Annotated in this window: 28 protein-coding genes; 16 read left to right on the top strand and 12 right to left on the bottom strand. The window is 66.3% G+C overall.

All coding sequences use genetic code 11. From position 1 onward, the window contains the following. Both OXS49_RS25095 and OXS49_RS25090 read left to right on the top strand, forming a co-directional pair. On the top strand, window positions 1–2,105 hold a 2,105-nt coding region (locus tag OXS49_RS25095; RefSeq protein WP_276082056.1), incomplete at its 5' end, for a Hint domain-containing protein. 7 nt (window positions 2,106–2,112) lie between these two features. After that, complete coding sequence (locus tag OXS49_RS25090) at window positions 2,113–2,442, top strand: hypothetical protein (protein ID WP_267427378.1); 330 nt, start codon at window positions 2,113–2,115, stop codon at window positions 2,440–2,442. 509 nt (window positions 2,443–2,951) lie between these two features. Here OXS49_RS25090 and OXS49_RS25085 read toward each other — a convergent pair. Beyond that, complete coding sequence (locus OXS49_RS25085; RefSeq protein WP_267427377.1) at window positions 2,952–3,206, bottom strand: hypothetical protein; 255 nt, start codon at window positions 3,204–3,206, stop codon at window positions 2,952–2,954. A gap of 984 nt (window positions 3,207–4,190) precedes the next feature. On the opposite strand from OXS49_RS25085, the gene OXS49_RS25080 reads away from it, so the two are divergent. The 4 genes from OXS49_RS25080 to OXS49_RS25065 all read left to right on the top strand — a co-directional run bounded on the left by OXS49_RS25080 (window position 4,191) and on the right by OXS49_RS25065 (window position 7,100). Beyond that, window positions 4,191–4,952 (top strand): hypothetical protein, encoded by a 762-nt coding sequence (locus OXS49_RS25080; protein ID WP_267427376.1) that lies wholly within the window; start codon window positions 4,191–4,193, stop codon window positions 4,950–4,952. 142 nt (window positions 4,953–5,094) lie between these two features. Then, window positions 5,095–5,373, top strand: coding sequence for a hypothetical protein (locus OXS49_RS25075; RefSeq protein ID WP_267427375.1), 279 nt, complete (start codon window positions 5,095–5,097; stop codon window positions 5,371–5,373). A gap of 65 nt (window positions 5,374–5,438) precedes the next feature. Then, a complete protein-coding gene (locus OXS49_RS25070) occupies window positions 5,439–6,002 on the top strand; it encodes a PilZ domain-containing protein (protein WP_267427374.1) in 564 nt (187 codons plus the stop codon). Between the two features lie 9 nt (window positions 6,003–6,011). Next, complete coding sequence (locus OXS49_RS25065) at window positions 6,012–7,100, top strand: HD domain-containing phosphohydrolase (RefSeq protein WP_267427373.1); 1,089 nt, start codon at window positions 6,012–6,014, stop codon at window positions 7,098–7,100. Window positions 7,101–7,122: 22 nt separating this feature from the next. Here the strand turns inward: OXS49_RS25065 and OXS49_RS25060 are convergent, their stop codons facing one another. Together OXS49_RS25060 and OXS49_RS25055 are read right to left on the bottom strand one after the other, a co-directional pair. After that, a complete protein-coding gene (locus OXS49_RS25060) occupies window positions 7,123–9,060 on the bottom strand; it encodes a PAS domain-containing protein (protein ID WP_267427380.1) in 1,938 nt (645 codons plus the stop codon). 114 nt (window positions 9,061–9,174) lie between these two features. After that, on the bottom strand, window positions 9,175–9,420 hold the full coding sequence (locus tag OXS49_RS25055; RefSeq protein WP_267427372.1) for a hypothetical protein: 246 nt from the start codon (window positions 9,418–9,420) through the stop codon (window positions 9,175–9,177). Window positions 9,421–10,052: 632 nt separating this feature from the next. Between OXS49_RS25055 and OXS49_RS25050 the strand changes: the two genes are divergently transcribed. Both OXS49_RS25050 and OXS49_RS25045 read left to right on the top strand, forming a co-directional pair. Continuing rightward, window positions 10,053–10,292, top strand: coding sequence for a DUF3606 domain-containing protein (locus tag OXS49_RS25050; protein ID WP_346016972.1), 240 nt, complete (start codon window positions 10,053–10,055; stop codon window positions 10,290–10,292). Between the two features lie 252 nt (window positions 10,293–10,544). Further along, a complete protein-coding gene (locus OXS49_RS25045) occupies window positions 10,545–10,874 on the top strand; it encodes a hypothetical protein (protein ID WP_267427382.1) in 330 nt (109 codons plus the stop codon). 107 nt (window positions 10,875–10,981) lie between these two features. Here OXS49_RS25045 and OXS49_RS25040 read toward each other — a convergent pair whose 3' ends face one another. Then, window positions 10,982–11,161, bottom strand: a complete 180-nt coding sequence (locus tag OXS49_RS25040) for a hypothetical protein (RefSeq protein ID WP_267427371.1) — start codon at window positions 11,159–11,161, stop codon at window positions 10,982–10,984. Between the two features lie 624 nt (window positions 11,162–11,785). Here OXS49_RS25040 and OXS49_RS25035 point away from each other — a divergent pair. Then, window positions 11,786–12,163 (top strand): hypothetical protein, encoded by a 378-nt coding sequence (locus OXS49_RS25035; RefSeq protein WP_267427370.1) that lies wholly within the window; start codon window positions 11,786–11,788, stop codon window positions 12,161–12,163. Here OXS49_RS25035 and OXS49_RS25030 read toward each other — a convergent pair whose 3' ends face one another. Further along, window positions 12,164–13,303, bottom strand: coding sequence for a hypothetical protein (locus OXS49_RS25030; protein ID WP_267427369.1), 1,140 nt, complete (start codon window positions 13,301–13,303; stop codon window positions 12,164–12,166). It abuts the gene before it with no gap. Window positions 13,304–13,457: 154 nt separating this feature from the next. Between OXS49_RS25030 and OXS49_RS25025 the strand changes: the two genes are divergently transcribed. Further along, a complete protein-coding gene (locus OXS49_RS25025) occupies window positions 13,458–13,691 on the top strand; it encodes a hypothetical protein (protein ID WP_267427368.1) in 234 nt (77 codons plus the stop codon). Here the strand turns inward: OXS49_RS25025 and OXS49_RS25020 are convergent. The 7 genes from OXS49_RS25020 to OXS49_RS24990 all read right to left on the bottom strand — a co-directional run bounded on the left by OXS49_RS25020 (window position 13,646) and on the right by OXS49_RS24990 (window position 21,027). Then, window positions 13,646–15,700, bottom strand: coding sequence for a hypothetical protein (locus tag OXS49_RS25020; protein WP_267427366.1), 2,055 nt, complete (start codon window positions 15,698–15,700; stop codon window positions 13,646–13,648). The genes OXS49_RS25025 and OXS49_RS25020 overlap by 46 nt on opposite strands. Next, complete coding sequence (locus OXS49_RS25015; RefSeq protein ID WP_267427365.1) at window positions 15,701–17,683, bottom strand: hypothetical protein; 1,983 nt, start codon at window positions 17,681–17,683, stop codon at window positions 15,701–15,703. It abuts the gene before it with no gap. Window positions 17,684–17,726: 43 nt separating this feature from the next. Continuing rightward, complete coding sequence (locus OXS49_RS25010) at window positions 17,727–18,011, bottom strand: hypothetical protein (RefSeq protein ID WP_267427364.1); 285 nt, start codon at window positions 18,009–18,011, stop codon at window positions 17,727–17,729. 10 nt (window positions 18,012–18,021) lie between these two features. Then, complete coding sequence (locus tag OXS49_RS25005) at window positions 18,022–19,887, bottom strand: tail fiber domain-containing protein (protein ID WP_267427363.1); 1,866 nt, start codon at window positions 19,885–19,887, stop codon at window positions 18,022–18,024. Between the two features lie 11 nt (window positions 19,888–19,898). Continuing rightward, window positions 19,899–20,159 (bottom strand): hypothetical protein, encoded by a 261-nt coding sequence (locus tag OXS49_RS25000; protein WP_267427362.1) that lies wholly within the window; start codon window positions 20,157–20,159, stop codon window positions 19,899–19,901. Next, window positions 20,159–20,359 carry a hypothetical protein gene (locus tag OXS49_RS24995; protein ID WP_267427361.1) on the bottom strand — a complete coding sequence of 67 codons (201 nt, stop codon included), beginning with the start codon at window positions 20,357–20,359 and terminating at the stop codon, window positions 20,159–20,161. The genes OXS49_RS25000 and OXS49_RS24995 overlap by 1 nt, the downstream gene beginning before the upstream one ends. A 134-nt stretch (window positions 20,360–20,493) precedes the next feature. Beyond that, a complete protein-coding gene (locus OXS49_RS24990) occupies window positions 20,494–21,027 on the bottom strand; it encodes a hypothetical protein (RefSeq protein WP_267427360.1) in 534 nt (177 codons plus the stop codon). A 140-nt stretch (window positions 21,028–21,167) separates the two neighbouring features. On the opposite strand from OXS49_RS24990, the gene OXS49_RS24985 reads away from it, so the two are divergent. The 6 genes from OXS49_RS24985 to OXS49_RS24960 form a co-directional block, all read left to right on the top strand. Then, on the top strand, window positions 21,168–21,617 hold the full coding sequence (locus OXS49_RS24985) for a hypothetical protein (RefSeq protein WP_267427359.1): 450 nt from the start codon (window positions 21,168–21,170) through the stop codon (window positions 21,615–21,617). An 86-nt stretch (window positions 21,618–21,703) separates the two neighbouring features. Further along, window positions 21,704–21,910, top strand: a complete 207-nt coding sequence (locus OXS49_RS24980) for a hypothetical protein (protein WP_267427358.1) — start codon at window positions 21,704–21,706, stop codon at window positions 21,908–21,910. Then, window positions 21,907–22,464 carry a hypothetical protein gene (locus OXS49_RS24975; protein WP_267427357.1) on the top strand — a complete coding sequence of 186 codons (558 nt, stop codon included), beginning with the start codon at window positions 21,907–21,909 and terminating at the stop codon, window positions 22,462–22,464. The genes OXS49_RS24980 and OXS49_RS24975 overlap by 4 nt, the downstream gene beginning before the upstream one ends. Next, window positions 22,461–22,700, top strand: a complete 240-nt coding sequence (locus OXS49_RS24970) for a hypothetical protein (protein WP_267427356.1) — start codon at window positions 22,461–22,463, stop codon at window positions 22,698–22,700. Before OXS49_RS24975 ends, OXS49_RS24970 begins: the two co-directional genes overlap by 4 nt. After that, the gene (locus OXS49_RS24965; RefSeq protein ID WP_267427355.1) at window positions 22,700–23,077 is read left to right on the top strand and encodes a hypothetical protein; all 378 of its coding nucleotides are present in this window, start codon (window positions 22,700–22,702) and stop codon (window positions 23,075–23,077) included. Before OXS49_RS24970 ends, OXS49_RS24965 begins: the two co-directional genes overlap by 1 nt. A 78-nt stretch (window positions 23,078–23,155) precedes the next feature. Then, window positions 23,156–23,666, top strand: a 511-nt coding sequence (locus OXS49_RS24960; protein WP_267427354.1) for a bifunctional DNA primase/polymerase, incomplete at its 3' end; no start/stop codon positions are given.

The following is a 23,666-nucleotide window of genomic DNA, read 5'->3' as shown; positions in this document are numbered from 1 at the left end:
CACAACAGCAGGTCAACACCGCAGTCAACGGCGCTCAAGGTACATCTGCAATAGCTGGAACGAACGGCGGCGGCGGCGGCGGCGGCGGCGCTCCGTCTGCTTTATTTAATTACAATGGTGCCGGCACACTCCCCTCGACCAACTACTCCAATGTTGTTGGCATCGGCGGAAGTGGCGGCGCTGGTGATGGTACTGGTAGCGGCGGCGGCGGTGGTGGCGGCGGCTCCCTAGCTAGATTTGCAGCCGGAAGCTCCAACAACACCAGCAACGGAACGATCATTACTGGTGGAGCAGGTGGAGCAGGTGGTGCGGCTGGCGGTGCCGCAGGTTCGTTCGGCGGCAACGGCGGCGACGGCGGCGCAGCACTCTATTACGGCGACAATTCCAGCCTCACGATCGTCAATGGCGCGACGGTCACAGGCGGAGCCGGCGGAGCCGGGGGCAGCGGCGGTCTGAGCGGCGTTGCCGGCACGCAAGGTGCGGGCGGGGCTGGCGTCGTCACTTCGAACTCGACCATCTCGGTGAACGCCGGTGGTACGCTGGCCGGCGGCACTGGCTCGACCATGGGCAACGCCGCGACGTTCACGTCGGGCGCGAACACGCTCAACCTCGGTGGCACGATCAGCGGGAACGTCGCGATCCAGACCGGCACGCTGCAGATCAACGCGGCCACCGGCGGGTCGACGCTGGCCAATACGATCACCGGGGCCGGCGGGGTCATCCAGAACAGCGCCAACACCCTGACGCTCAGCGGGGCCAACACCTACTCCGGCGGCACGACGATCGGCGCGACCGGGAGCGCCACCTCCAGCACGCTGCAGCTCGGTGCAGCGACCTCGGCCGGCACGGGGCCGATCACCTTCGCCAGCATGTCGGGCAACGCCACCGCGCGACTTGGGCTCGATGTCGCCGCTCAGCCGGCCAGCAACACCACCTTCTCCAACACCATCGCCAACTTCGGCTCTGGCAACGAACTCGCACTTGCTGGCCTGACCAACTCAAGCGTCAGCTACAACAGCGCCAACACCTCGATCACCGTCACCGGTACCCGGGCTGGCGGCGGGCAGGTGAATGAGAACTTTGTGCTGTCCGCTCCGCGCACGACCAGCTTCGTGGCGGCGTCAGACGGTAATGGCGGCACCGTCATCCGCGCTGCGCCGGCGACCAATCCCACTACTCCAGCCAGACCCGCGCCCTGCTACGTCACGGGCACGCGCATCCGCGTGCTACGTGAGCGGGTGATCTCGGACGTGCCGGTGGAGCAACTGGAGGTGGGCGATCTAGCCATTACCGCCGGCGGCAAGCCCCGCTCGATCCGCTGGATCGGCTCGCGCGGCTATTCCGGCTTCACAGCGCCGAAACACGATTGCCCCGTGCGCATCAATGCGGGCGCTCTGGCCGACAACGTGCCCACCCGCGACCTGCTGCTCTCACCCGATCACGCTCTGTGGCTCGACGGCCTGTTTGTAGCCGCCGGCCACTTGGTCAACGGCACCAGCATCACCCGCGGCGAGACTGTCGCGGATCTCACGTACTGGCACATCGAACTCGACAGCCATGACCTGCTGCTAGCCGAGAACACCCCGGCCGAGAGCTTCCTGGCTGCCCCGGGCGTGCGCTGTGGCTTTGGCGGTGTCCAAGCCCTCGATGCGAGCGTTGCACCCGTGCCCTACGCTCCGCGCACCGAACTCGGTCCCGAACTGGCCGCGCTGCGCGGGAGCTTGGCCCGTCGCGCAATCGCGTCATGCGGAAATACGGAGCTGAGCCCCGTGCGAGCTTGGCTGGACCGCTGCGTGGTCGGCACGGACGGCATGCTGCACGTGGGCGGCTGGGCGCAGGATGCCGCGCAGCCTGCCACTCCAGTGTGTCTGGACGTGCTGGTAGACGGGGCTGTGGTGGCGCTCGCCGTTGCGAGCGAATACCGCGCAGACCTGGCCAAAGTCGGCGTCGGAGACGGCCAAGTCGGCTTCGACCTCGGGCTGGACGTGCGGCTGGCTCCGGGCGTGCCGCATGTCGTCGAGGTGCGTCGCTCGGCCGACGGACTGCGGATCTGTGCTAAGGCGATCGATGCAGTCGGCGCTTGGACGGCGCTGCTGGCGGCGTGAGAGGCCTGTGGCTCTGCTTGGCCACGTCGGGACCCTGACCCATCGGCGGATCGTTGGCTGGGCCTGGGACCCGGACGCGCCGGACGTGTCTCTATGGGTGCTGATCGGCATCACGGGACGCATGCTGGGCCGCTGCCGGGCCATTCAGTTCCGTGAGGATCTGGCGGTGGAGGGGATCGGCACCGGCTGGCACGGCTTCACGCTGGACCTGCCAGCGGGCCTGCTCTCACCACGTCAGGCCTACGAGATCTTCGTCCGACGTGAGGGCGACGGCGTGCATTTGCCCAGCTCGCCCTACGTGCTGCAACCGGCGATCCGGGTTGTGCGGGACCGGTAGGGTCTCGCACAACACTGCCTAGCGAGCCACGCGGCGGTCGGTGCCTAAGCGGCTAATAACGAGAGACCGACACCGTCACTGTACGGACTGCCCAGCCGGTACCGGGCGATCCGACGATGTAGAGGTAAAGCGAAGCGAGCGCGCGGCTAAGCATCCGCCGAGCCTTTTGCCCGTGTGTTTGACGGAAAGTAGGGATCGTAGATCGTCGGTCGCTGGGTCGACGGCATGCCCACCGCGGCGGTTCTGATGCTCGGGAAATACGGATCGAACGTGTCGCCCCTGGGCGCCGTCGGACGATCCACTCGACCTTTAACTCTCTTCGTCACCGTCTGCATCGCCCAGCCACTCGTTCCAACCGCATGGAAGCTATCAGGCCCGAATGAAGGCGCCGCTCATGCGAAGCTTATGTATTGGGCTATCGAATAGACAGTTTAGAAACCTACAGATTTCCGCGCCTGTCCCGTCAGGCCAGAAGCAGTGCCCTATCGATCAGATAAGCGCGAAGCGCTCTATTCTTTAACTGGCTTCGGCTCTGACTTGGCAGCCCGCATCAGGCTCTGGATCGAGCGTGGCGGCCGGCCCGCCTTCTGGGCGATCTCGGCCTCCTGCTGCTCGATGAGATCGTGGGCCGGCTGATCGCCATCGAGCCCACCCAGGATCTCCATGGGCACGCGCTGGTTCGAAGCGCGGCTGCCGTCCTCGAACACGACGTCGAACAGGATGGAGCTCCGATCCTGAGGGTACTGCTTCACGCGCTTGGCCATGCTGGGCTGATAATCCGCCAGCCTCGATCCCTCAACGTTGACTTAACCGTGCCGGCCGGTCGACATGGACCGTTACGGCTGCACCCGCCTTGGCGCGTTACCAACGAGGGTCAGCAGCCGCCGCAGATCGGCTTCGCGTCCCGCTGCCCTTCTCTTTCTAGGCGATCCATCGTCCTCTCGCGGCCGTAAGGTTGCACATGCGCTAAGCGACGGGCGCCAACCTTTGAGGGCTGCGTGACGCGGACCGTCCTGGTCGAACCGGAGACCGCAGCGTTGGAGGTGGCGTAAGCCCCCGACGACGAGAGCAGAGTAAAATCTTTAGGGTGCATGGGTGCCCAAGCGACACGAGCACGTTCGGACGACCGCAGATCATCAGACGGGTTCACGCCTGCAGTCGTTCTACCAAGACCAGGTCTCAGGAGCTGCCCCGGCTCCACGACGGGTGGCAGCGGTGCTGCATCAACTGCAGCTAGTGGTGGTAGGGATACGTAAGACCCCGTGTGCGCCACAGGCGATAGACAGCCGCCTAGCGCCAACCCGCACCCGCACAGAACCGCAATCCGCATCACGACCATATCTGCCTCGCCAGGATGGAGTGCTGGTACGCGACGGGAACAGCCGCAGCTGAGCGAACGGCTTCAACGTCAAACTACGTAAGTTCGTTGCTGCGACGCAATCTGAGGCGCGCAGGCCACAGCGTTGACTTGGCCATGCGCTCCGGCCGACATGGGCGGTCACGGCCGCGCCAGCCTCGGCGAGTCGCGGCCGCCATTCAGGAGACCATCGCCGCGAGATAGACCCTGAAAAGCCAACAGGCCCCCGTCGCCAAACGGGAGCCTGCTGAAAACCTGGGGCCTTGTGAGGCCGGTCCGATAACCCCTCACAAGCCATAGCTCCCGCCCGGGAGTCAAGCGAAAGCGCCAACTTTCGCACCGGGGAAGCTTTGCCTGGACCCTAGCCGCGGCCCGTGAGGGACCGGGTTCAATGTTTCACGCCACCATGCGGTCGGCGATCGACGGCGCGCGGACACTCGCGCAGCTCGACGACCTGTCGCGCACCATCTGGCAGGCCCACGCTGCCGAGACCGTCACCGACTCAGAGGCGCAGGGCTTGGCTGAGACCCTGCACACCCGCAGGAGTGCGATCCGCGAGGCCGTGGTGCCCGTCGGCATTCCGCTCGGCCGTGTGACGCTGTTCCCGCCGAAGCGCCTCCAGCGGCCTCCTGAGCGATCCGTGGCGATCGAGCGTCGCCGGCGGTTGGCCTGCTCCGGCCCAATGCCGCCTGCTCTCGCCAGCAGGTTCACCACCGGGCAGCTCGCGGTCCTGCGGGTGGTCGGGGACGAGATGGCCCGCAACGGCGCCTGCGGGCTGTGCGTCGACGCCATCGCCGCCCGGGCGGGTGTGTGCCGGCGACTCGCTCAAGCTGCGATCCGATTGGCCGAAGGCGACGGGCTGCTGACCATCCAGGAGCGGCGTCACCAGGGTCGGAAGTCCGACCCGAACGTGGTGCGCATCATCAGCCGGGAGTGGCTGCAGTGGCTCCGGCGAGGAGGGCGATCCGCGGCCCCGGCGCTGCTCGGCGCCATAGGGTGCAAAACGATTCACCCCACGGATAAGGGAGATCCACAAAGGCAAGTTGTGGACACTGAAGCGAAGAAGGGCTGCCGAGGGGCAGCGGGCGACCCCGACCAATCAGACCGAACAAGAATCCGCGTGGGTCGTGGCCCGGGAATAGCTATGCTGTAGGCGCACGCGGATGGACGGTATGACGAACGACAACAGGCTAGCCACCGGCACAAGGCTGTTGCCGTGTTTCATACCTTCGATCGAGGCGTTGGAGGGCATCATCTAGACGATAGCCGATTCAGCCACCTCGGACGGCGCCAGTTTGCGCGACGTCGAAGCCAGCCTGCTGACGATTCGCGCCAATGCCGCCAGCAATACACCAGGTCTCTACAGCGCCCTGGATGCGGTTAGATCGGCCCTTCGTGCTGTCGAGGACATCGCCCGCCGGCCCGCAGAGCGGGTCCTAAATCGGGCGGGACTTCTGACCGCAGCACAGTCCCATGCCCAGAGCGCGACTGGGTTCCTCGCCGAGGTGCTGCGCCGAGCCAAGCCGAACGTCTTACTGGGCGATCGCGACGCAACAAAGCGCGCATATCGGTGAGGTTATGACGGATCGTAAACCCGCTTTTGCTACTCTCCGTTGTTCCATCAGCCAGGACAACTTCCGTGGCAACAGATTTCAATGTTACAACCCTAGGTAGATATTGTTCGCCGGGTGCGGATGACGTTCAGTGCCTCGCAGATGTGTCTTCGGCTGATTTCATCGAACTACGCCGCCTCTCGGCTGGGCCGCTTCCTAAGATCGGGACGCACGTCGCCTGTTACCTCGACAATATCGGCTTGATGGACGGTGTCGTGCTGCACGGGCGGCCCGGCGGCTTCGTATTCCAAGTTGTGGCCAATCCTGAGCGTCGTTCTCGCATCGAGGCGCGACTTGCTTGGCTGCGAACCGCCGACGAACAGGATGATCAGCGTAAGGCGACCCGGATCGTCCCTGTTCACCGCCAGGTCCAAGTCCTGTTGCAGGGTGCGCGTGTGGCCGAAGCGCTCGTCGCAGACCTGTCTATGACCGGGGCCGCTCTACTCTTGGAGAAACGGCCGGAAGTCGGCGCAACCGTGACGGTGGGTAAGCGCTACGCGACGGTAGTCCGTCATACCGCCGAAGGGATCGGTGTCGCATTCCGCATGCCGTTCGGCCCCCTGACCTTCAACGAACGCGTCATCCTCTGAGGGGCGGCGATGAGTGCGCTTCTGCTGATCACCGACGACATCCACCGTGGTCGGCGTCTGGCCCGCGATCTCGGCACGCTCGGCACATGTCAGGTTCGCGATCTCTACGATGATGCGGTCCCGAACACGGGGGCCAGCTTGATCGTCAGCGACGTTGAGGGTTTGAACTCCGAAGCGCTCGTGCGCCTACGTCGGGCGCTGGATCAGGCTCGCGGCGATGGTGTGCCGTACCTCTTCCTCGTGCACGGCAACGTCGCCAGGGCCGAAGCGCAGGCCCGCATCCTCGGTGCGACCTCCACGCTGGCCGCAAGCGTCGCCACCCGCCTCCTCACGGACAAGCTGCAAGGGCTGAAGGGGGCGCGTCATCGGGTTTCGGTTGCAGCTCAGAGGCAAGCTGCCAGCGCTCACCAGTTCCTCTCGGACGCGTTCTTCTCGGGTCGATCGATCACCCCCACGGTGGCTGAGATCGGCACCGATCTGATCGTCGAAGCCATCCAGGACACCGGCATCCACGATTGGGTCACGGCGGTGCAACGCTTCGACGACGTCACCCACCAGCACTGCCTGCTCGTCGCCGGTCTCGCCGCGGCTTTCTCGGGCGTGCTCGGCTTGGCTGCCGCCAATCGGCACCGCCTCGCCAAGGCCGCGCTCCTGCACGACGTCGGCAAGACAAAGATCTCGACCGCGATCCTGAACAAGCCGGGCAAGCTCGACGACGCCGAGATGGCGGTGATGCGCACCCACCCGGCTGAGGGGTATGCAATGCTCGTCGGCGGTGGCTTCGACGCAACCCTGCTGTCGGTTGTCCGGTCACACCACGAGATGCTCGATGGCTCGGGCTATCCGGACAAGCTTAAGGCGACCGAGATCCCTGATTTGGTCCGGTTGGTGACGATCTGTGACATCCACGCGGCGCTGATCGAACGGCGGCCGTACAAGGCGCCGATGGATGCGGGGAAGGCTTACGCCATCCTCGAAGGCATGGCGGGCCGCCTCGATGCCGACCTCGTGCGCGCGTTCCGACCGGTGGCTCAGATCCACACACCGGCAGCATGCGCCTTAGCCGATCCGGCCGCCGCCAGCGTACCGGTGGGCTAAACTTCGGCGCAGCTCGCTACGATCACGCGACGCGTGCGACGCCGGCCATCGATGACCGAAACTGCACGTTGATGCTGGTGTCGGAGCGATGCCGCACTTCACAGCTGAACCGACGCCCGTCGGCGTCAACGGTTAGATCGAACCGTTCTGGGACTTGAGCGTGCATCCGCACATGAAGCCGTGCACCACCGTCCGAGAGATCTCGGATCGAGCAAGCAATCGGTCCGCGGCCTGGCATGTGGATGCTAGCCGGCAGGAGAACGCGGGTTCGCCGCTCGTTGCGCCGTTCCTCCATGCCGACGGTCCAGTTGTCCAGGCTGGTGCTGATGCTTGACACGCCGTTCGCAGCCTGACGCATGCTGGTCAGGATTTCCCCCGTCGCGCGCGCCTGCTCATCCATCGAGCCACTCACGCCGTCGACGTGGGCGCTGATCGTGTCGATCGCCGCGGTGATGGTCGTCAAGCTGGCCGCCACCTCGGATGACACGGATTGCATGCCGGCGACCTCTCCGCTGATCCGGGCTGTGGCCGCGGCAGCCTGACCGGCTAGCTCCTTGACCTCGGAGGCAACCACCGCGAAGCCTTTACCAGCCGCACCTGCTCGCGCCGCCTCGATCGTGGCGTTCAGGGCCAGCAAGTTGATTTGTTGGGCAATGCCCGCGATCACTGCGCCGACGCCGCCCATGGCGCTGGCGGCAACCTGCAGGCGTTCCGTGGCGGCATTCGCCTCGCCGGCCCGCCCGTGGATATCGTCGACGACGGTCTTCGACTGCGCCATGCTGCGCGAGATCTCAAGCGCGGCGGAATTCATGGTCTCCGCCGCGTCGGTCACAACCTGGACGTGATCCAGGGTCTTCTCGGCCGCCTCGACCGCGACGGAGCGCGCCTCCATGTTGGCGGTGACGTCGGTGGCGTACTTGACGATCTTAGTCAGCCTGCCCGTCGGGTCGAAGATTGGATTGTAGCTCGCCTGGATCCAGACCGAGCGGCCGCCCTTGCCGAAGCGCTGGAACATGCCGGCGGAGAAGTCACCGTTGCGCAGGCGCTCCCAGAACGCGGTATACTCTGGCGTCTGCGCATAGCCGGGCTCGACGAACATGGCATGGTGCTGCCCGCGGATCTCGTCGATCCGGTAGCCGACCGCCTGGAGGAAGTTCGCGTTAGCGTCGAGCACCGTGCCGTCGGGTGCGAACTGGATCACGGCCTGCGATCGGTTGACGGCCGCGAGTTGCCCCGCCGCATCGGTGGTCTGGAGCTTGTGCGCCGTGATGTCGGTGGCGAACTTCACAACCTTCACAGGCACGCCGTCTCGATCACGGATCGGGTTGTAGGTGGCCTGGATCCAAACCTCGCGCCCACCCTTGGCGATGCGGCGGAACTCGCCCGAAGCGAACTCACCCCGGCCGAGCGTCGCCCAGAACTCGCGATAGGCTGCACCGGTCTGCTCGCCAGCATCCACGAACAGGCTATGGTGACGGCCCTGGACCTCGTCGAGGCGATAGCCGACTGCGGTGAGAAAGTTCTGATTGGCGGTTAGGATGGTACCGTCCAGGGCGAACTCGATCACCGCCTGCGAACGGTGCAGCGCGTCGAGTTGCCCGTCGTGATCGATGTTGCGCATCACCTGCGCAGTGATGTCGGTGGCAAACTTGACGACCCGGGTGACCCGTCCGGTACGGTCGAGCACGGGATTGTAGGTCGCTTGGATCCAGACGGCGCGTCCACCCTTGGCGACCCGCTTGAACTCGCAGGTCTGTGCCTCGCCGCGACGCAGGGCAGCCCAGAACGCGCGGTACGCATCGCCGTCACGTTCGTCGGCTGGGACGAACAGGGTGTGATGCTGCCCTTTTACCTCCGCGAGCGTGTAGCCCATCAGGTCGAGGAACAAGGTGTTGGCGGTCAGCACCGTCCCGTCAGGGGCGAACTCGATCCGCGCATGAGATCTATCGATGGCCGCCATGAGGGCGCGCAGATCGGCGTCGAACAACGGCACCGGTAGAACCCCTATCTCGACCGATTGGCGCTCTAACCATGTAGGAAACTCTGGTTAATCGAGCGTCACCGGCGAAGATTGCTACTGCACATGGAGAGTGAGCTTCATCTTCGGGTGGATGCCGCACTGGATGATGAAATCGCCGGGCTCCTTGAGCGTCAGCATGGCCTGCTTGCCCGGCTCCTGATCGCCGGCGTCGAACGCGAACCGATCAGCCTCGATGAACGCGTGGTGGACGGCGTTGTCGTCGCCGTTGACCAAGGTGACCGTATCGCCTTGGTGGAGGAATAAGTCTGTGGGGTCGTAGTGCCGGCCCTTCTGTAGCACGATCCTGATGGCGCTAGAGAGGCTGGCTTGGGCTGGCCCGAGCGCAACCATCCCCACTACAAGCGCGACACCACCGCAGCGAAGAAGGGGGGCGCGTAGATTGCAAAACGGCACGGCTACAACCTGGGTGAGAACTGTATTGGCGATAGTATCTATCGCTTCTAATGCCTGCGCCGATTAACGTGAGTCGGTATAGGCGTATAAATCTGCTATTGCTTCGTGAGCCATTGGTATGCTGGGCGGCATTTGCTTCATGTGCGCAACAGATCCGAAACCATAGGCGGCATTACCGGCGCAGTCGCGCTAACCGGCGCTGATGTTAGCTGAAACGGCGACATCGCCCGGCACGGCTGCTACAGCACTCATCTTTCCCGCAGACGTACCCGAGGTGTTCGCGACGCCGCACGGCCCGGCGCGGGTAAGCACGTGACGACAGGCGTATCCGGTCCAGTTCACCGGGCTCGCCCGTGACGCCTTGGCCGGGCGGTCGCGTGAGGGTCGGCGCAGCGCGGCGGAACTGGAGACCGCAAGCGCCGGCTCACGGCCAGATCCTCACTCCTCCGTTCGCGAAGTGCCATGACGATATCTGTTGATATTCGTCGCAGAGCCCTGGAGGCGGGCAACCAAGCGACATGACCGATGTTGAGAGTTCGATCTCACAACATCAGCAGAGGCACGCCGATAGGCGTGACCATACCGCTATGGATACGGCACAGCTCCAGTCATCGGTCCCCACCCATATCGATATAAATGACCGCACTGCGCGTGCAGCCCTCGCAGCCCGCCTAGGCGTCACCGAGGAACAGCTACGAAAAACGGTTCGTCTAGTCGGAACGCGCGTGCGGACGATCGAAGCGCATCACCGGGCTTGAGACGGTAGCCCAGGCAAATGCAGCTTGAGTCCGATCTGAGGCGTGCCGGCTACGCAGGGCAGGTCAACCATTTGATGGTTGCTTGCTGCAGTGCGATGGCTTAGCTTTGCACTGCGGGATGGCGATGGCGTCGCGATCCCGCTGCCCTTCTTGGGCGTTTCCTCCCTAGACTTCGGGCCGCTCCTTCGGGGGTGGCCTTTTCTTTGTCCGGGGCGGCCTCGGTAGCTGAACCGAGCCTCGACAGCAAGCAAGATGATGCTGACGGCGGTGATCTGCGGCGGAAGCCTGAACGATATCGATCACGATGACGTTCAGCCCAGGACTGATCGAGCTGATCCGTCTGGAGGGAACGCCATGATGAAGACCCTAGCTCTCGCGGCTGCGCTGTCGTTCGCCGTCACAGGGGCGGCTCTCGCTCAGATGCCGGCCGGCAGTGGCAGCGGCAGTGCTCAGAGCAACATGAACAACCCTGGAAGCGTGAAAAGCCCGTCAGAGAAGCGGATGGGTGGCCAGCGCGGCATGATGAGTATGCGGCACATGAAGCGCCATCGGCGTCACCACATGCGTCGTTCGCGGATGTAACTGTCGCTTGCCCCGCGGGACTGATGCCGCGGGGCTCCTGCTAAGCAGATTGGTCTGGTTCAGCGCCCCACCGAGGACGGCAGGCGTCTGTGGCCTATCCGTACTGACTATTTCCTTTGTTCAGACTCCGCCTTGGCCTTTTCGAAAGCCTCATGGCCGGTGGCACCCTGGACCGTGTCCTTGCTTTCAGGCTCACTACCGGTCGTTGGGTCCGGCACGTTGACGTTCGGGATCGGTATCGTTGGGGGCACAACGCTCACGCCTGGTCGCTTGTCGGTATCAGACATCGTTGTCTCCCGTATCACCGTGTCGCCGTCTTCCGCTCATTACGCCACAGCGCGACGGCTACACGCCGGGCCTCATAGGATCGCCGGAGAGGCGTCCCCAGCCCGCCTTGGCCCTCTGGCGCGTAGCCGTAAGCCAGCGCCCCGTCCGGCCCATAGTTCCGGTGCATCTCGGCTCGCCAGAGGCTATCGGCTGCCGTGAGAACAGACTCCGTCAGGGCAAGGCGAGCGAGGTCCGGCAAGGGAGCGTGGTGGGTGTTCATCTAATGCAACGTGCCGATCATGCGGAAGGTCCGCCCCGACACTCGCCCTCGTGCCCGCCCTCTTGAGCCCATGCCCGCGCAGCACAGCCAGACCTTAGATCGGTTGGCGACTGCGGGAGCGTATAGGATCCCTTAACCACCCTGCGCCACCATACCCTCAGCGATCGGCTCCGGCCGCGCGCCGGAAGAGCAGCACCGGGGCTAGGCCCGCGATTGGCCTCGCCGGCGCAGTCGCTTCCTATGCGTGGCTCTGTGAACACAGACGCGCCACAATTCGCTAAGCTTGGCGAATTCAGTCTCGACGTTCGCCCCTCCGAATGGTGCAAGTACCCGTCAGCGGCGAAGACCGCCTGAGGGGGCTTCTATGAAGTATGCGATCCTGTCCGTGGCCCTGGCCGCGGTGTGTCTCAGCGCGTGCGCGTCGTCGTCTGACAAGGTGGCAGCTACCTACGTCTCGCCGATCCAGTACACGAGCTATTCGTGCGGGCAGATCCGGGAGGAGTCGGCGCGCCTCGCATCTCGTGCCGCCACTGCCGCGGGGGTTCAGGATCAGAAGCGCAAGGATGACCAGGTGGTGACGGCCGTTGGCGCCGTGGTGTTCTGGCCGGCCCTGTTCTTCATTGATGGCGACAACGCGCAGACCGCTGAACTGGCCCGCCTCAAAGGCGAAATGGAAGCCGTGGAGCAGGCGTCGGTTCAGAAGAGCTGCGGTATCCAGTTTCAGCGGCAGGCAAAAAGCTGATCACACGCTTCGCACGCCCGCGCTACGCAAGGCGCCGTAAAACTTCCCTGGGTTGAACATGGCCCGCGCCTGCTGCAGCGAGATTGGCCGGCCACCGACCTCCGGCGCCCTCATCGCACCACCGCTGCCCTGCGCCTGTTTCTGCTGCCCTGCCGCGACGGCCTTCAGCGCCGAGGCGATGTTGCCGTAGGGGCTGGACTGCTGCTGATCCTGCGTGCCGGTAGCGGTCAACGGCTGGCTAGACAGGGACGCGACGTCGGGTGTCGGCGAGGACTGGCCCGGGACGGGGGCGCCCTGTGCCTGAATTCCGCCGAGCCCGAACGCCCCCGTCCCAGCCGTCGAGCCCATCGAGGCGCCAGCCGGTCGAGCGATCCCGGGCGACAGCGACTGCGGCTGGCCCGCCTGCGGGATCTGCGGCGTGAAGCTCCCGCCGAGGAACGCTGCAGCTTTGGCCTCGTGCGGGCCCATGCTCGCGACCTTGTCGGCCACGTTCCCCGGCGCGCCGCCGTTGCCCGCGTCGGAGGCGCCGTACAGGCCGGGGCGCCCCGCGTTGATCGTGGAGTAGAGATCGAGCCGGTTCATGCCAGGCTGGAAGCCGCGATCCATGAGATAGCGCTCGACCGCGGGCAACTGCTCTTGGAACGATTGGCCGTCGTGAGCGCCGTAGGTCTTCTGCTCGTTCGGGCCGAACTGGATCAGCCCAACGTGCCGGCCACCCGCCCCACCCGCCTGCGACGGGGACAGGGTGCCGCCGGTCTCGTAGGACATGACGGTGGCGAGATCGAGCGGGTCGGCGCCGATGCGCTTGGCGCTGGCGATAAGTGCTTCGCGGTCGGACATCTGCGGCGTCGCCGCCTCGGCGCTGTTCGGGCCCATCATGGACAACAGCCCCGTGCCGGCTGCGGCAGCGCCGGGCCGCACCACGTCCGTCGGTGCCCCCGTCGGCGGGGTCTGGGGCTGGTAGCCGGTGAAGCCTGGAGGCGTGGCGGCCGGGACATCCTGAGACATCGCCGTCGGCGCTTGGGTCTGGGCGATCTGCTGCGCCTGCTGCTGCTGGAGAAACTGCTGGAGCGCAGGGCTCAGCGGGTTCTGGTCGTCGCCGCCCGCGAACGAGGGCAGGGAGCCGAAGCCGATCGTCATGCGGAATGCCCCGTGTTTGCGAAATCCGGCCCACTGGCAGCCGTGGCCGAATTACGGTTGTCAGTGCAGGTTCAGGGCGACGCCCGTCCTGAGCCAATTCTGAGCGATCGGGCGGCTATCGACAGAACGCCGGGGCGGGGCCACATTCTCACCCATGCGCCGCGCGGCTGAAGTCCTGACCACCCTCATCCTGTTCGCCATCGTCATGACGGCGATCGGGTGGGGCGTGAATGCCACCGTTCCAAGCGGGGTTGACTGGGTAGCTGACCGGATCGGCGATCTCGCCTTCCTCGGCATTCTCGGGATGATCTTCATCGCGGCTGTCGCTTACGCATGGCGCGGTCACCGACCGAAGGCCGGCAGGGCAGGCAAGGCCGTCGGCAGGTAGGGCCGAGCCCGATCTGCCTGCGATAGAAGCGCCGCCTGCCCGCCGCGAGCCGCGACGTTTCCGAGTGCCGCCGCCCGCTCCTGCATCCGCCCGCGCGCCTCGATGGCGTTCAGTAGCAGGTCGAGGCGATCGCCCTGGTTCAGCGTCACGGCCTCCGCAAGCTGACGGTTGCGGGCCACGTCGGCGGCCTGCCCAGCAGCATTCACACCGGCGCGGGCAACACGGCCGGCCTGCGCGAGCGCCCAGCCCTGCGGACCACCGATCGCGCCGGCGACCGTGCCGCCGATGTCGTTGCCCAGCGTCGTGCGGGGCGCCACCCGGTCGGCTGCCTGACTGCGCTGTGCGGTCTGCGAGCCCTCCACGATCCGACGGTTGGCCTGATCGAAGGCAGCCTCTCGGTTCACCGCACCGACGACACGGTCGACCGGGGCCTGCCCGTGGATCTGCGCAAGGTTGGCGGTGTTCCACCCGCCCTCACCCTGGAGGAGGTTCTGCATCGCCGTGAGGTCGTTGCGTCGGGTACCGACCGCTTGGTCGATGGCCCCGCGGGTGCCGAGCGCCATGGCGTCGCGCTCACCCTGGCTCCTGCCTGCAAGCTGACGGGCGAGGTCGGCCGGCGGCGTGGCGCCCTGACCTGACCGGAAAAGTTGCGAACCCTGCTCGACCGCCTCCATGCGCCGGGCGACGGCCGCCGAAACGTCGTTGGCCGCACCGTAGCCGGACACCTGATCGCGCAGGGCCCGGTTGAGGTCGGACACGGTCGCCCCGAGCCCGCCGTCCCGTTGGGCCACGGATCCGCGCGGCACGCCCAGCGACTCGTTGCCGTGCTCCATCATGCCGGACAACGCCACCTTGGCGTTCTGCAGGTTCTCGGCGCTAGTCTGCGGGATCGCGGCGCCGGTGAACGGGTGCTCGGTCATCAGCATGTTGCGGGCCTGGGTCAGCGCGGCACGCTGCGGCCCCTCGGCGGTACGCAGACGGTCCCCGAGGTTGGCCAGCACCTCCGTCGTGTCGATCGGGCCGGCACTCCGCACGGCATCACCGATGGCCTGGTTCGGGACCTGGCGCATGGCCGCAAAGGTGTTGGTGGCGGCCTGCGGGCTGACGGCGGGACCGAACGCGCCGTTGATGTCGTCGGCCAGCCGGTCGGTCATACCGCCCGCTCGGGCCACGATCGGCACCGTCACGGCTTCCCGGGTCTCCGGCCGGACCGCGAGGCCCTGCGCCTGACCCTGGAACGAGGGCGAGGCGTCGAGCAGCATAGCATCGGACCCAAGCTCGCCCATGCGCGACCGGATCGGAGCGACACCGCCGGAATTGGCCGCATCTTCAGCCAGCACGCGCGTCGCCGCCGGCCCGAACCCACTGGACGGCCCGAGGCGCGAGCCGATCATCTCGTAGAAGTTTCGGACGCCTGCGCCGAGGGCGGCACCGGCGGCAGGGGCGGCGCCACCGAAAGCTGCCCCAGCCGCTGCACCCTTACCGATTTCACGCAGATCACCACTGCTACGCACCGCGGCGTCGGATCCGCCCAGGGCCAAGCCTGAAGCCAACGACGCCGCAGAGCGGGCCGCAAGCCCTCCTGCACCCGCCCCGAACGCCGCCGGAGCCACTGCGATCAAGGGCGCCGTGCCGACGATGCCACCGGCCACCTCACCCGCCGTGTTAGCGTAGGGGTGCGCGGCCTTCACGTCGTCGCCGTAGGCCTGGGCCTTCGCCAACTCGTCGTCGTAGCCGGTGCCGCCCTGGTAGGCGCGCAGGGCCGCGTCGGCGCGGTCGATGCCGCCGAGAATGTACGGGCCGGCCACCGGGATGCCGTCGACAAGGCCACGAGCGCCAGCGTTCAGGGCGCCGGTCTCCCGACCGGTGTCGGCCGTGGTCTGGTTCGCCTTGAAGGCCGCGAATTCCGCTGGGTCGAAGCCACCGGGCGCAGCCGACGGTGCTGGGCCACCAGTAGCCTGTTTGAAGGCCTCGAACTCGGCCGGGTCGAACGTGATGCCGCCGGCCATCTACAGGCCCTCCTTGTGCATCTGCGCGAAGGCGTCGGCCTTCGACATGCCGCCCTGGATCAGAGACTGGTAGCGAGCAGCGGCACCGCCGACCGGCGCGGTCTGACCCTGCTGGCCGAGCTTGGGCGGGGTCGGCATTTCCGGCAGGTAGACCGCGCGGCTGGGGTCAGCGCCGTAGGAGGTGGCGAGGTTGCGGTAGCGCTCGGCCACGCCCTCGGCGGTCTTGCGGGCGGTGCCGTAAAGCTCGGACGCCTGCCCCAGGAAATCCTTGCGCTGGGTATCGGACAGGAATTCGCCAGTCAGCGCCTTGTTGTAGGCGTTCAGCACCCGCTCGGGGACGCCGGCGGCGTTCTTGGCCGTGGCGTACTCGCCCTCTCGGACCACCGAGCCTGGGTCGAGCATCTTCATGTACCCGAACACCAACGAGATGTCGGAGGCGGGCGAAACCGAGCCGGGGTTCTCCTGCCGCTGCTTCGTGGCCGCGATCAGCCGACCGTAGCCGTCGTGGACGTCCGCGAAGGTGCCGAGCTGCTTCGAGAACTCGCCGCGCAGCTTGGTCTCCGTGTCGAACCCGTCCGGCTTGGCAGACGGCACTGTCAGGATCGGCTTCTGCGTGCCGCGGTCGTAGAACGTCGTCCCGGGCTTGCCTGCGAGCGGCGGCGGCCCGTCGTTGAACGTGACCTTGCCGTTCGGATCGGCCCACGCCGCCCGCGTGTCGTTGTCGGGGATGCCGACCTTGCGCCGGGCGTCGATGTCGAGGAGCGGGGTCTGCTCCTTGTCGGTGGCGACCGCCTTGGCGTTGCGCTCCTTCACGGCGGGGTCGGCCTCGCTGCCCGGGATGAACTCCAGGCTCTGCCCGTCCGCACCCAGCCGGTAGCCGGCCGGCGGTCCGCTCGCCGGACCCACCAGGTTGCCCTGCCCAGGCACGCCGCCGTTCTTGTTCAGGTCGTAGATCTGGCCGCCGATGGTCTGCAGGTTCGGCTTGGACTGCGCCAGCAGGTTCGTAAGCATGGTCGGGTTGTACATGCCCGCGGTGGCCTGCTCGTGTGAGAACCCGGCCTTCCGCAACGAGCCATAGGTCGCTTGTGCGCCCTGCTGCTGCTGCAGGAATTTCACCTGTTCGAGCTGGTTCTTGAGCGAGCCGGCCTGGCTGCTGTCGTAGTGCTGCATGGCAGCCCCGACCGCCGGTCCAATACCACGCTGGGTCAGCAGGCCGATGCTGAGCGAGCGCAGGAAGTTCGATCCGTCCGGGCTGTTCAGGCCGTTGATGAAGCGATCCATGAACCCAGGCTGTGCACCGGCACCGCCGGCTTGACCGGTCGCCGTGGCCGCACCGGACGGGGAGACCGCACCCTGTGGCGTACCGAGCGAGCGCGGCTGATCGGATAGGCGCTGCCCCGTGAGCGGATCGAATTCACCAGCGCCACCAGGATACCCGCCAGTCGGCGTAGAGCCAGGCGCAGCCTGATCCGTCCCGGGGCTATTCGGATGATAGGCGCTAGTCGCCACGAGCTGCCCACGCAAAGCACCGGGGTTCGTGCCAGACACCGAACCCGTCGCCGTCGGCGCGGCCAGCAGGTCGGCTTCACTCGGACGCTGCGGCGGGAGCGGCACGTTGCGCTGGCCGGAGGGGTCCGCTGAGCCCCCGAACGGGTTGACGCCGCCACCCATACCGGCGCGGTCGTACAACAGCGCGTCGGGTGAGCCCGGCAGGGAGCCGAGCGCGGCGCGATCCTGTGGCGAGGCCATGGCCTGCTCCATCCGCCGCGTGTCCGTCTCGGACATCGCCACCGGCGAACCACCCCGTTCAGGCGCCGGGTCCGCGGCCTTCGGGTCGACCTGGCCGAGCAGGCTGCTCGGCGCGGCCGGCGGGGCGTTAGCCGGCTGCCCCTGCCCCTGCAGGGCCTGCATGACCATGGCCTGCTGATCCGGGCTCAGATCGGCGAATGCGGGGATACCCCCGAAGGAGAGACCGGCGCTCATCGGTGCGTCCGTAGGTTCGAGAGGGAAGTCGGGTCGCTAAGCATCAGGCCGACCCCGCGGAGCCGCACATCGCGCCAAGGGTCATGAGCCGATTGCCCGCCTGAAGCTGAAGCTGCTCGAACACCTGCACGAGGCTAGCGAGGTCGTGGGCCGTGCCGGTGCCATTCTCCAGCAACGACGCAGCCTGTCCGCTCACCGTCTGGAGGCTCCGGAAGCTGACGGCCAATTCGGCGCAAGCCACCGCGATCTGCTCCTGCAGAGGCGTCGGCGGGTCATCGACCGCGAGCACGGCGGGCGGCACAAGCTCGGAGGCGTCGAGATGATCCATCACGCACTCCTCAAGCCGCCGCACGGCGCTTGCCGCGGGTCTCGGGTCTCGTGGCGCCAGTGCGGACCGGGGCTGGCTCCTGCGGCGTCGCATCCCGCAAAAGCGCCTGCATCAAACCGAGCCCGCCGCCAGTGCCGGGATGCGCACCGCCCGCCATCATCGAAGCTGCGTAAGCACCGAGACCCTGCGATAGAGCGGCGGCCTGCGGGTCATGGGGCGAATGCCCTTCAACCACGATGGTTACGCCCGGCCGGTCAGCCGGGGGAGCAGCCGGCGGGGCCGAACCGCCAGAGGGATCGCCCTTGGCCTTGCCCTTCTTGCCCTTGGCGGCCAGACGGGCGGCCTCATCCGTGGCCTTGCCGTAATCGACGCCGAGCATGTCGCCGAGACCGATCGGGCCGACAGCATCGGGGCGCTTCTCGGCCACCTCGTGCGCCAGCAGGCCGATCTGTGTCCTTGGATCGCCGCGGTAGTTGTAGCTGTAGATCGGCTGCCCGTCCTTCAGTTCACCGACGGGCTGGATGTTCTCTTTCAGGCGCTCATCCGAGCCGAACATGCCGCCGAGGAGCGCGCCGCCCACCGTCGCGCCGCCGCCCGTCCCGAGCGACAAAAGCCCGGTTCCCAGGCCCAGGATCGACTGCATCGCGCTTGGACCGCTGGTCTTGGTCTGCGAGGTGCCCTGTGTGACCGTCTGGCCACCTTGTGATCCGATGCTCAAGGGGTAGGCCGCGTACTGTGACAGGGCCTGCCACGGGGTCTGCTGCTGCTCCTGAAAGAGCTGCTGGGCGGCCTCAAGGCTCTGTTGCGCCTGCTGCTGCTGAAGGCCGCCGACCTGGAGCAGGTTGCTCGCCGGGGCGTAGCGGAGGGCGTCGACGGACGGTAGCAGTCCGGCACCCTGAATTGCCTGCGCCTGCCCGGTCTGCCCGGCACCGATGAAACCCTGCGCCTTCGTCACCCCCAAGTTGCTGTTGAACTCGTCGCCGCCGAGGACCTGCCCAAGCACGCCAGCCTGCGCGGCCTGCTGCGCCTGACCGAGGCCGGCACCCGCAAGGCGCTGGCTGTTGTTCGTGCTCTGAACGGTGCCGATCTGGCCGAGGATGTTGGACCCGAGACCCGATGCGGTCTGCCGGGCGGCGTCAATCTGGCTGTTGGCCGAGAGCTGCCTCTGAGCCTCCGTGTTGTACTGGTTGGCATACAGCGCAGTGTCGGTGTCGTTGATCGCCTTGGTGGTGGCGCCCGCGAAGTTGCCCGAGCCGTATCGCCCCGACTTCGCGTAGGCCTCCTTCACCGCGTTGGCGGCGTTCTGGTTCGAAGACTGGACGAGCGCCTGCACGTAAGGGTTCGTCGTCGGGTCGAGGTACTGACCCGAAGCCACGCCCGACAGGTTCTTCTCGGCCGCCGACATCTGCTGCGATTTGTCGAACAGCCCCTGCAACTGCGGAACCGTCGTCAGATCCCGCGAACCGTTCATGAAGGCGTTCGCGGTCTGATTGATGGGATTGGAGGCCGAGCCGATCTGATCCGCCAGCCCCGAAAGGCGGGAGGTATCGACGTTCGGGACGGCGGACAGCATGCCGAGGCCCTGCTGCGTGGTCGCGCTGATCCCGTTGGAGCCGAGCAAGCCCTGCAGGTAGCTCGTGCCAATGCCGCCTGCGTTGTCGGACGCGGCCTGATCACGGGTGCTTTGGATCCCGGCAGACTGGTCGTTCGAGAAATCCGCGACACGCTGGCCCCCGTAGATCTGCGAGCCGACGCCCGACTGATACAGGTTCTGCGCGTTGGTGAGCGCCGACTGCAGCCCCGGGATTGCAGGCGCCCAAGGGGTCTTGTCCGTGACCTGGGTCGAGTTCTGGGTGCTGGTCTGTCCGCCGCCCATGGCTGGCTCCTCTAAGCGGCGCTCGGGGGGTCGCCTGCAGCCTTCAAGAAGGTCACGGCAGATCCGCAGGCGGCAAGTTGGGTGTTCAGGATGTCGATCTGCGCAAGCACGGTCGCGAGCGGGGCGCTGTCGTCCAGCATCGCGACAAGCTCGCTGAGCGTGCCGTGCGTGATCTTCGCTCCAGCGCGCAGCCGTTCCCAGGCGAGAATAGCCGAGCAGTCCGGGGGTGCCGGCCGAGGGGCGCGGGCCGGGAGGCGGCGGACCTCGCCCATCAGGCGGCGACCTGAAGGGCGACGACCGGCGCGGCCGGCGGGGTCGAAGACGGGTCGTCAGTCTCGACGCTGGCCGTGATGGCAGCGCGCACCAAGGCAGATGCGTTCGTGCCCCGGCGCTGAGCAGCCCCACGAAGGGCGGCGCGCAGCCCGCGGTCGATGCGGATCAGCAGAACAGTGTCGAGATTGGCCGGTCGCATTGCGAGCCTCCCTTTACTCGATTGGAAAGTAGAGGGTTGCGCTGACGAGTATATACAACGGAGAAAGCAGTTTACCGGGACGTTCCTGTTTGGTTTAAAGTATGCCTTATTTTCTCTATGGCAGATTGTCGCACTTAAACCATGGGCCTGAACACGGATTTCACATCCTCCAACGAAATCGTTCCGCTAAGAACGCCAGCGAAAACCTTACTCAGCGCCTCAAAATTATGGATGTCTGAGAGATGGGCATACTCGTCTAGCTTGCGACGGTCTGCTTCGGACGTGTTTTTACCTTTCCCGCTCATGTCATCAGACAGAGCCTTCGCCATTCTTACCAACTCTTCACGGTCAACCTTGCGAACCGGCGCTGTCAAATCTTCAACAAGTTGAGTCACGCCGGCTCGAATAGCTGCACGAGTTGGTTCGTGCGACTTCCAATCTTTCGACCCTAAATGCGTGCCAGATTTGTCGGTGTAGTTCTCAATAGTGCTGACCAAACTCGATATGCGCGACACCATTATATAAAGTTGCTCGCTGCCATTGAGCAGTGATTGCGCCAGAGATGCCGTCTGGAAGCTCTGATCTACCCGGCGCTCAATCTCTTCGCTCATCGAACGCCCAGCCTTGTCGGCGGCCACCACGACGAGGTCTCGCGTCTCATCGCTCATCCGGAACGCGTAGTTCCGCCGCGTCCCCTTCCCCGGCGCCTTTGGCGGCCTGCCCGGCCCACGCCGTGGGGTTTCTCCAGCAGTCGCCATCGCTTTCCCTTCCTGCACCATAATATCCCTAATAATCCTGGTGACAGGAATTGACAACGGCCCCGAACAGCGCAAGTTTGCATTCTGTCATTTTATCCGGTGACAAAAGCGAGGCGCAGATGAGCGGAGTGGCTGAAGGGGCGGCCAGTGCGGCAGCAAAGCGTAGGGCGACTATCGCCGCCCGGATCCACGGCCCCACTCCTGAAGACTGGATTGAGGTGCTGACCAACCCGACGACCGGCCCTGTCGTGGCTGGCCGGTTCTGCGGCCTCGGCAGGAATGCGAGCTACAACAGCTGCGAGACGGGCGATCTCCCGCAGGCATTTCGCGCGGGCGGCCAATGGCGCGTGCCGACAGAGCCCCTGCTGCAGAAAGTCGGATTGGTTGGGCTCGATGCCCGAGAAGCCGCCTTGCGCCGCGCCCGTGAAGCGATCGCCGCTCGCGCCGCTCAGCGACGCGACGCCCGCCTTCATGGCTCCTCCGAGCCCATCGCCGCCTAGCCCCGCAAGATCGGCGGGGCGCTCCCCCGCTGGCCGGATCCATCCGCGCCGTGCCGGCCGGCGCAATCATCAGGATCGATAGACCCATGAATGCAGAAACCCCCGCCGTGGGCACGGCAGGGGCTTCCGGGAAGAATGTCGGTTACCAGCGCGACATCCCCGAGATAGCCTCGACCCCCTCGCAAGTCCAGATCGCCCGGCTTCAGAAGCGGTTCGATTTCAGTCCATCGGTAGCTGCCGCGGTGGCTTCGCTGGCTTATCCGCAGATCGATAGCTGGCAGGTGGCGCGATGAACGCCCCCGTCTATCACTTCACCGACACCGCCCGCCTGCCGCACATCCTGTTTTCAGGCGAATTGCGGGCCGGCCGCAATCAGATCGGCGGGTTCCCCGATCCAGACTTCCTCTGGGCGACCACCTCGGCCACCGGAGACCGCACGGCTTCGGCATCTATGCCGGCTCTTCGCGAAGGCCGTGTCCGCCTCGTGCGGTTCACCTTGGCCGCTCAAGATTTCGAGCCGTGGGACACCATCGTGTCACGCGTCCCCGCGTGGACGCCGAACCACGTCGAAAGGCTTGAGCGGGCTGCGATCGGCAAGAGCCGTCCTCAAGATTGGCGGTGCAGGCTCGCCCCCCTGCCCGCGGATCAGTGGGTCGGCATCGAGACCCGCAGCTACACGGACAAGGTTTGGCGGCCCCTGCCGACTCCGTGGTCGGTGATACCCCTCGATGCGCAGTCCTATGCCGTCCAGATCGGGGCGAAGGTCTACGCTTCTACGGCAGTGCCAGGGCCGCACGGAATGGCGGCCTACGTGCCTACGGTCCTCAATGCGGAGGACGCGGCATGACAGTCGCCCTCACCAGCACCTCGCGCGCCAGGGATGGCGCGCCCCCCGCTCTCGCATTCGAAGCCGCCGCCGAGGCCGCCGAGATCGCCCGCACCTACAGCGAGACTGCGGCTGCCTTCGCCATGATCGGCGACCGGCGCGGGTTGGCCTACGCCCTCCGCTGCGCCAGCGCCGCGCTCCTGACCGCCAGCCAAGCCGTCGAAGCGATGCGCCCGTCCGATGGGGGCGCCCGCTGATGTCGGCAAAGCTTCCAGCCCGCACCCCGCCGGAGTTGTTCGCCGTCCTGGCGGCGGATCTTCGATACTTCGAGCGCCGCCCCGAGCGGCGGCATCGTCTGCGCCTCGCAGCGCCTGTTGAGATCGAGGAGGGCCGCCGCAAAGCGGGCCTCATCTTGCCGCCTGAAGGTCTGCGCGCGTTCTGCGCCATCCTCCGGCTTTCTCCCGGCAGCCTGCATCGCGAAATCGGTTTTGCCATCAACGTGGGCGAAGTCGATTTTGACGAGAAGACCGCCGCGGCCGCCTATCTGCGACTCTGCACGCAGGACGTGACGAAGCCGCCGACTGGAGCCGACCTGTGGCACGCCGTGCCCGCCCCTGCGGCGATCGGCGAATAGCGCATGACGGTAGCGCCGCCCGTCCCCTCTGGCGTTCCGGGCCTGACCCCGACGCAAGTCCGCGCGCAACTCGCGCGGATGAGGTGGACGGGCGCGCTGCCGATCGTCGCCCATGACGCTGTCCACACCGGCGCCGGGAAGGCTCCTGGCATTCGTGCTTGGCAGCAGCGCGCCCGGTTCGAGGGGCCCGAGACCACGGCCGACGACTTGGAGGATTGGCGCAAGAAAGAACGCCAGTGGCCGGGCACCGGTATCGCCTGCGGCAACATCATTACCATCGACGCGGATTTTGCGACCGACGCGAACCTAGCGGAAACAGTGACGGCGCTCGCCTTTGAGGTGCTTGGGCCGACCCCGTTCCTGCGACAAGGACAGGCCCCGAAAGTTGCGGCCGTCTACCGTGCGGCCGAGCCGGTCGCATCCATCAGCCTGAAGACAGCGGACGGATCCGGCGATGGTATCGACGTGCTCGCCGAGGGCCGGCAGTTCGTCGCCTATGGCGTCCACCGGAAGACGCTGAAGCCCTACACCTGGATCGGCGCAGAGAGCCCGCTGACGGCTGGGCCTGAGGAAGCGCCCGAGATCACGC

The organism is Methylobacterium sp. GC_Met_2 (assembly GCF_026540795.1).
In the GTDB taxonomy this organism is placed as follows: Bacteria; Pseudomonadota; Alphaproteobacteria; order Rhizobiales; family Beijerinckiaceae; genus Methylobacterium.
Note: the sequence above shows the minus strand (reverse complement) of the source record. Positions and strands in the feature narration are given on the sequence as shown.

What these genes read in the sequence shown, in the direction of transcription:
- OXS49_RS25040 (WP_267427371.1), bottom strand. Translation starts at nt 11,161, where the DNA reads ATGTCTGATACCGACAAGCGACCAGGCGTGAGCGTTGTGCCCCCAACG.
- OXS49_RS25015 (WP_267427365.1), bottom strand. Translation starts at nt 17,683, where the DNA reads ATGAGCGCCGGTCTCTCCTTCGGGGGTATCCCCGCATTCGCCGATCTG.
- OXS49_RS25045 (WP_267427382.1), top strand. Translation starts at nt 10,545, where the DNA reads ATGATGCTGACGGCGGTGATCTGCGGCGGAAGCCTGAACGATATCGAT.
- OXS49_RS25085 (WP_267427377.1), bottom strand. Translation starts at nt 3,206, where the DNA reads ATGGCCAAGCGCGTGAAGCAGTACCCTCAGGATCGGAGCTCCATCCTG.
- OXS49_RS25025 (WP_267427368.1), top strand. Translation starts at nt 13,458, where the DNA reads ATGCGCCGCGCGGCTGAAGTCCTGACCACCCTCATCCTGTTCGCCATC.
- OXS49_RS24965 (WP_267427355.1), top strand. Translation starts at nt 22,700, where the DNA reads ATGTCGGCAAAGCTTCCAGCCCGCACCCCGCCGGAGTTGTTCGCCGTC.
- OXS49_RS25050 (WP_346016972.1), top strand. Translation starts at nt 10,053, where the DNA reads ATGACCGATGTTGAGAGTTCGATCTCACAACATCAGCAGAGGCACGCC.
- OXS49_RS25060 (WP_267427380.1), bottom strand. Translation starts at nt 9,060, where the DNA reads ATGGCGGCCATCGATAGATCTCATGCGCGGATCGAGTTCGCCCCTGAC.
- OXS49_RS24975 (WP_267427357.1), top strand. Translation starts at nt 21,907, where the DNA reads ATGAACGCCCCCGTCTATCACTTCACCGACACCGCCCGCCTGCCGCAC.
- OXS49_RS24980 (WP_267427358.1), top strand. Translation starts at nt 21,704, where the DNA reads ATGAATGCAGAAACCCCCGCCGTGGGCACGGCAGGGGCTTCCGGGAAG.
- OXS49_RS25035 (WP_267427370.1), top strand. Translation starts at nt 11,786, where the DNA reads ATGAAGTATGCGATCCTGTCCGTGGCCCTGGCCGCGGTGTGTCTCAGC.
- OXS49_RS24995 (WP_267427361.1), bottom strand. Translation starts at nt 20,359, where the DNA reads ATGCGACCGGCCAATCTCGACACTGTTCTGCTGATCCGCATCGACCGC.
- OXS49_RS25010 (WP_267427364.1), bottom strand. Translation starts at nt 18,011, where the DNA reads ATGGATCATCTCGACGCCTCCGAGCTTGTGCCGCCCGCCGTGCTCGCG.
- OXS49_RS25020 (WP_267427366.1), bottom strand. Translation starts at nt 15,700, where the DNA reads ATGGCCGGCGGCATCACGTTCGACCCGGCCGAGTTCGAGGCCTTCAAA.
- OXS49_RS25080 (WP_267427376.1), top strand. Translation starts at nt 4,191, where the DNA reads ATGTTTCACGCCACCATGCGGTCGGCGATCGACGGCGCGCGGACACTC.
- OXS49_RS24970 (WP_267427356.1), top strand. Translation starts at nt 22,461, where the DNA reads ATGACAGTCGCCCTCACCAGCACCTCGCGCGCCAGGGATGGCGCGCCC.
- OXS49_RS25005 (WP_267427363.1), bottom strand. Translation starts at nt 19,887, where the DNA reads ATGGGCGGCGGACAGACCAGCACCCAGAACTCGACCCAGGTCACGGAC.
- OXS49_RS25065 (WP_267427373.1), top strand. Translation starts at nt 6,012, where the DNA reads ATGAGTGCGCTTCTGCTGATCACCGACGACATCCACCGTGGTCGGCGT.
- OXS49_RS25000 (WP_267427362.1), bottom strand. Translation starts at nt 20,159, where the DNA reads ATGGGCGAGGTCCGCCGCCTCCCGGCCCGCGCCCCTCGGCCGGCACCC.
- OXS49_RS24990 (WP_267427360.1), bottom strand. Translation starts at nt 21,027, where the DNA reads ATGAGCGATGAGACGCGAGACCTCGTCGTGGTGGCCGCCGACAAGGCT.
- OXS49_RS25030 (WP_267427369.1), bottom strand. Translation starts at nt 13,303, where the DNA reads ATGACGATCGGCTTCGGCTCCCTGCCCTCGTTCGCGGGCGGCGACGAC.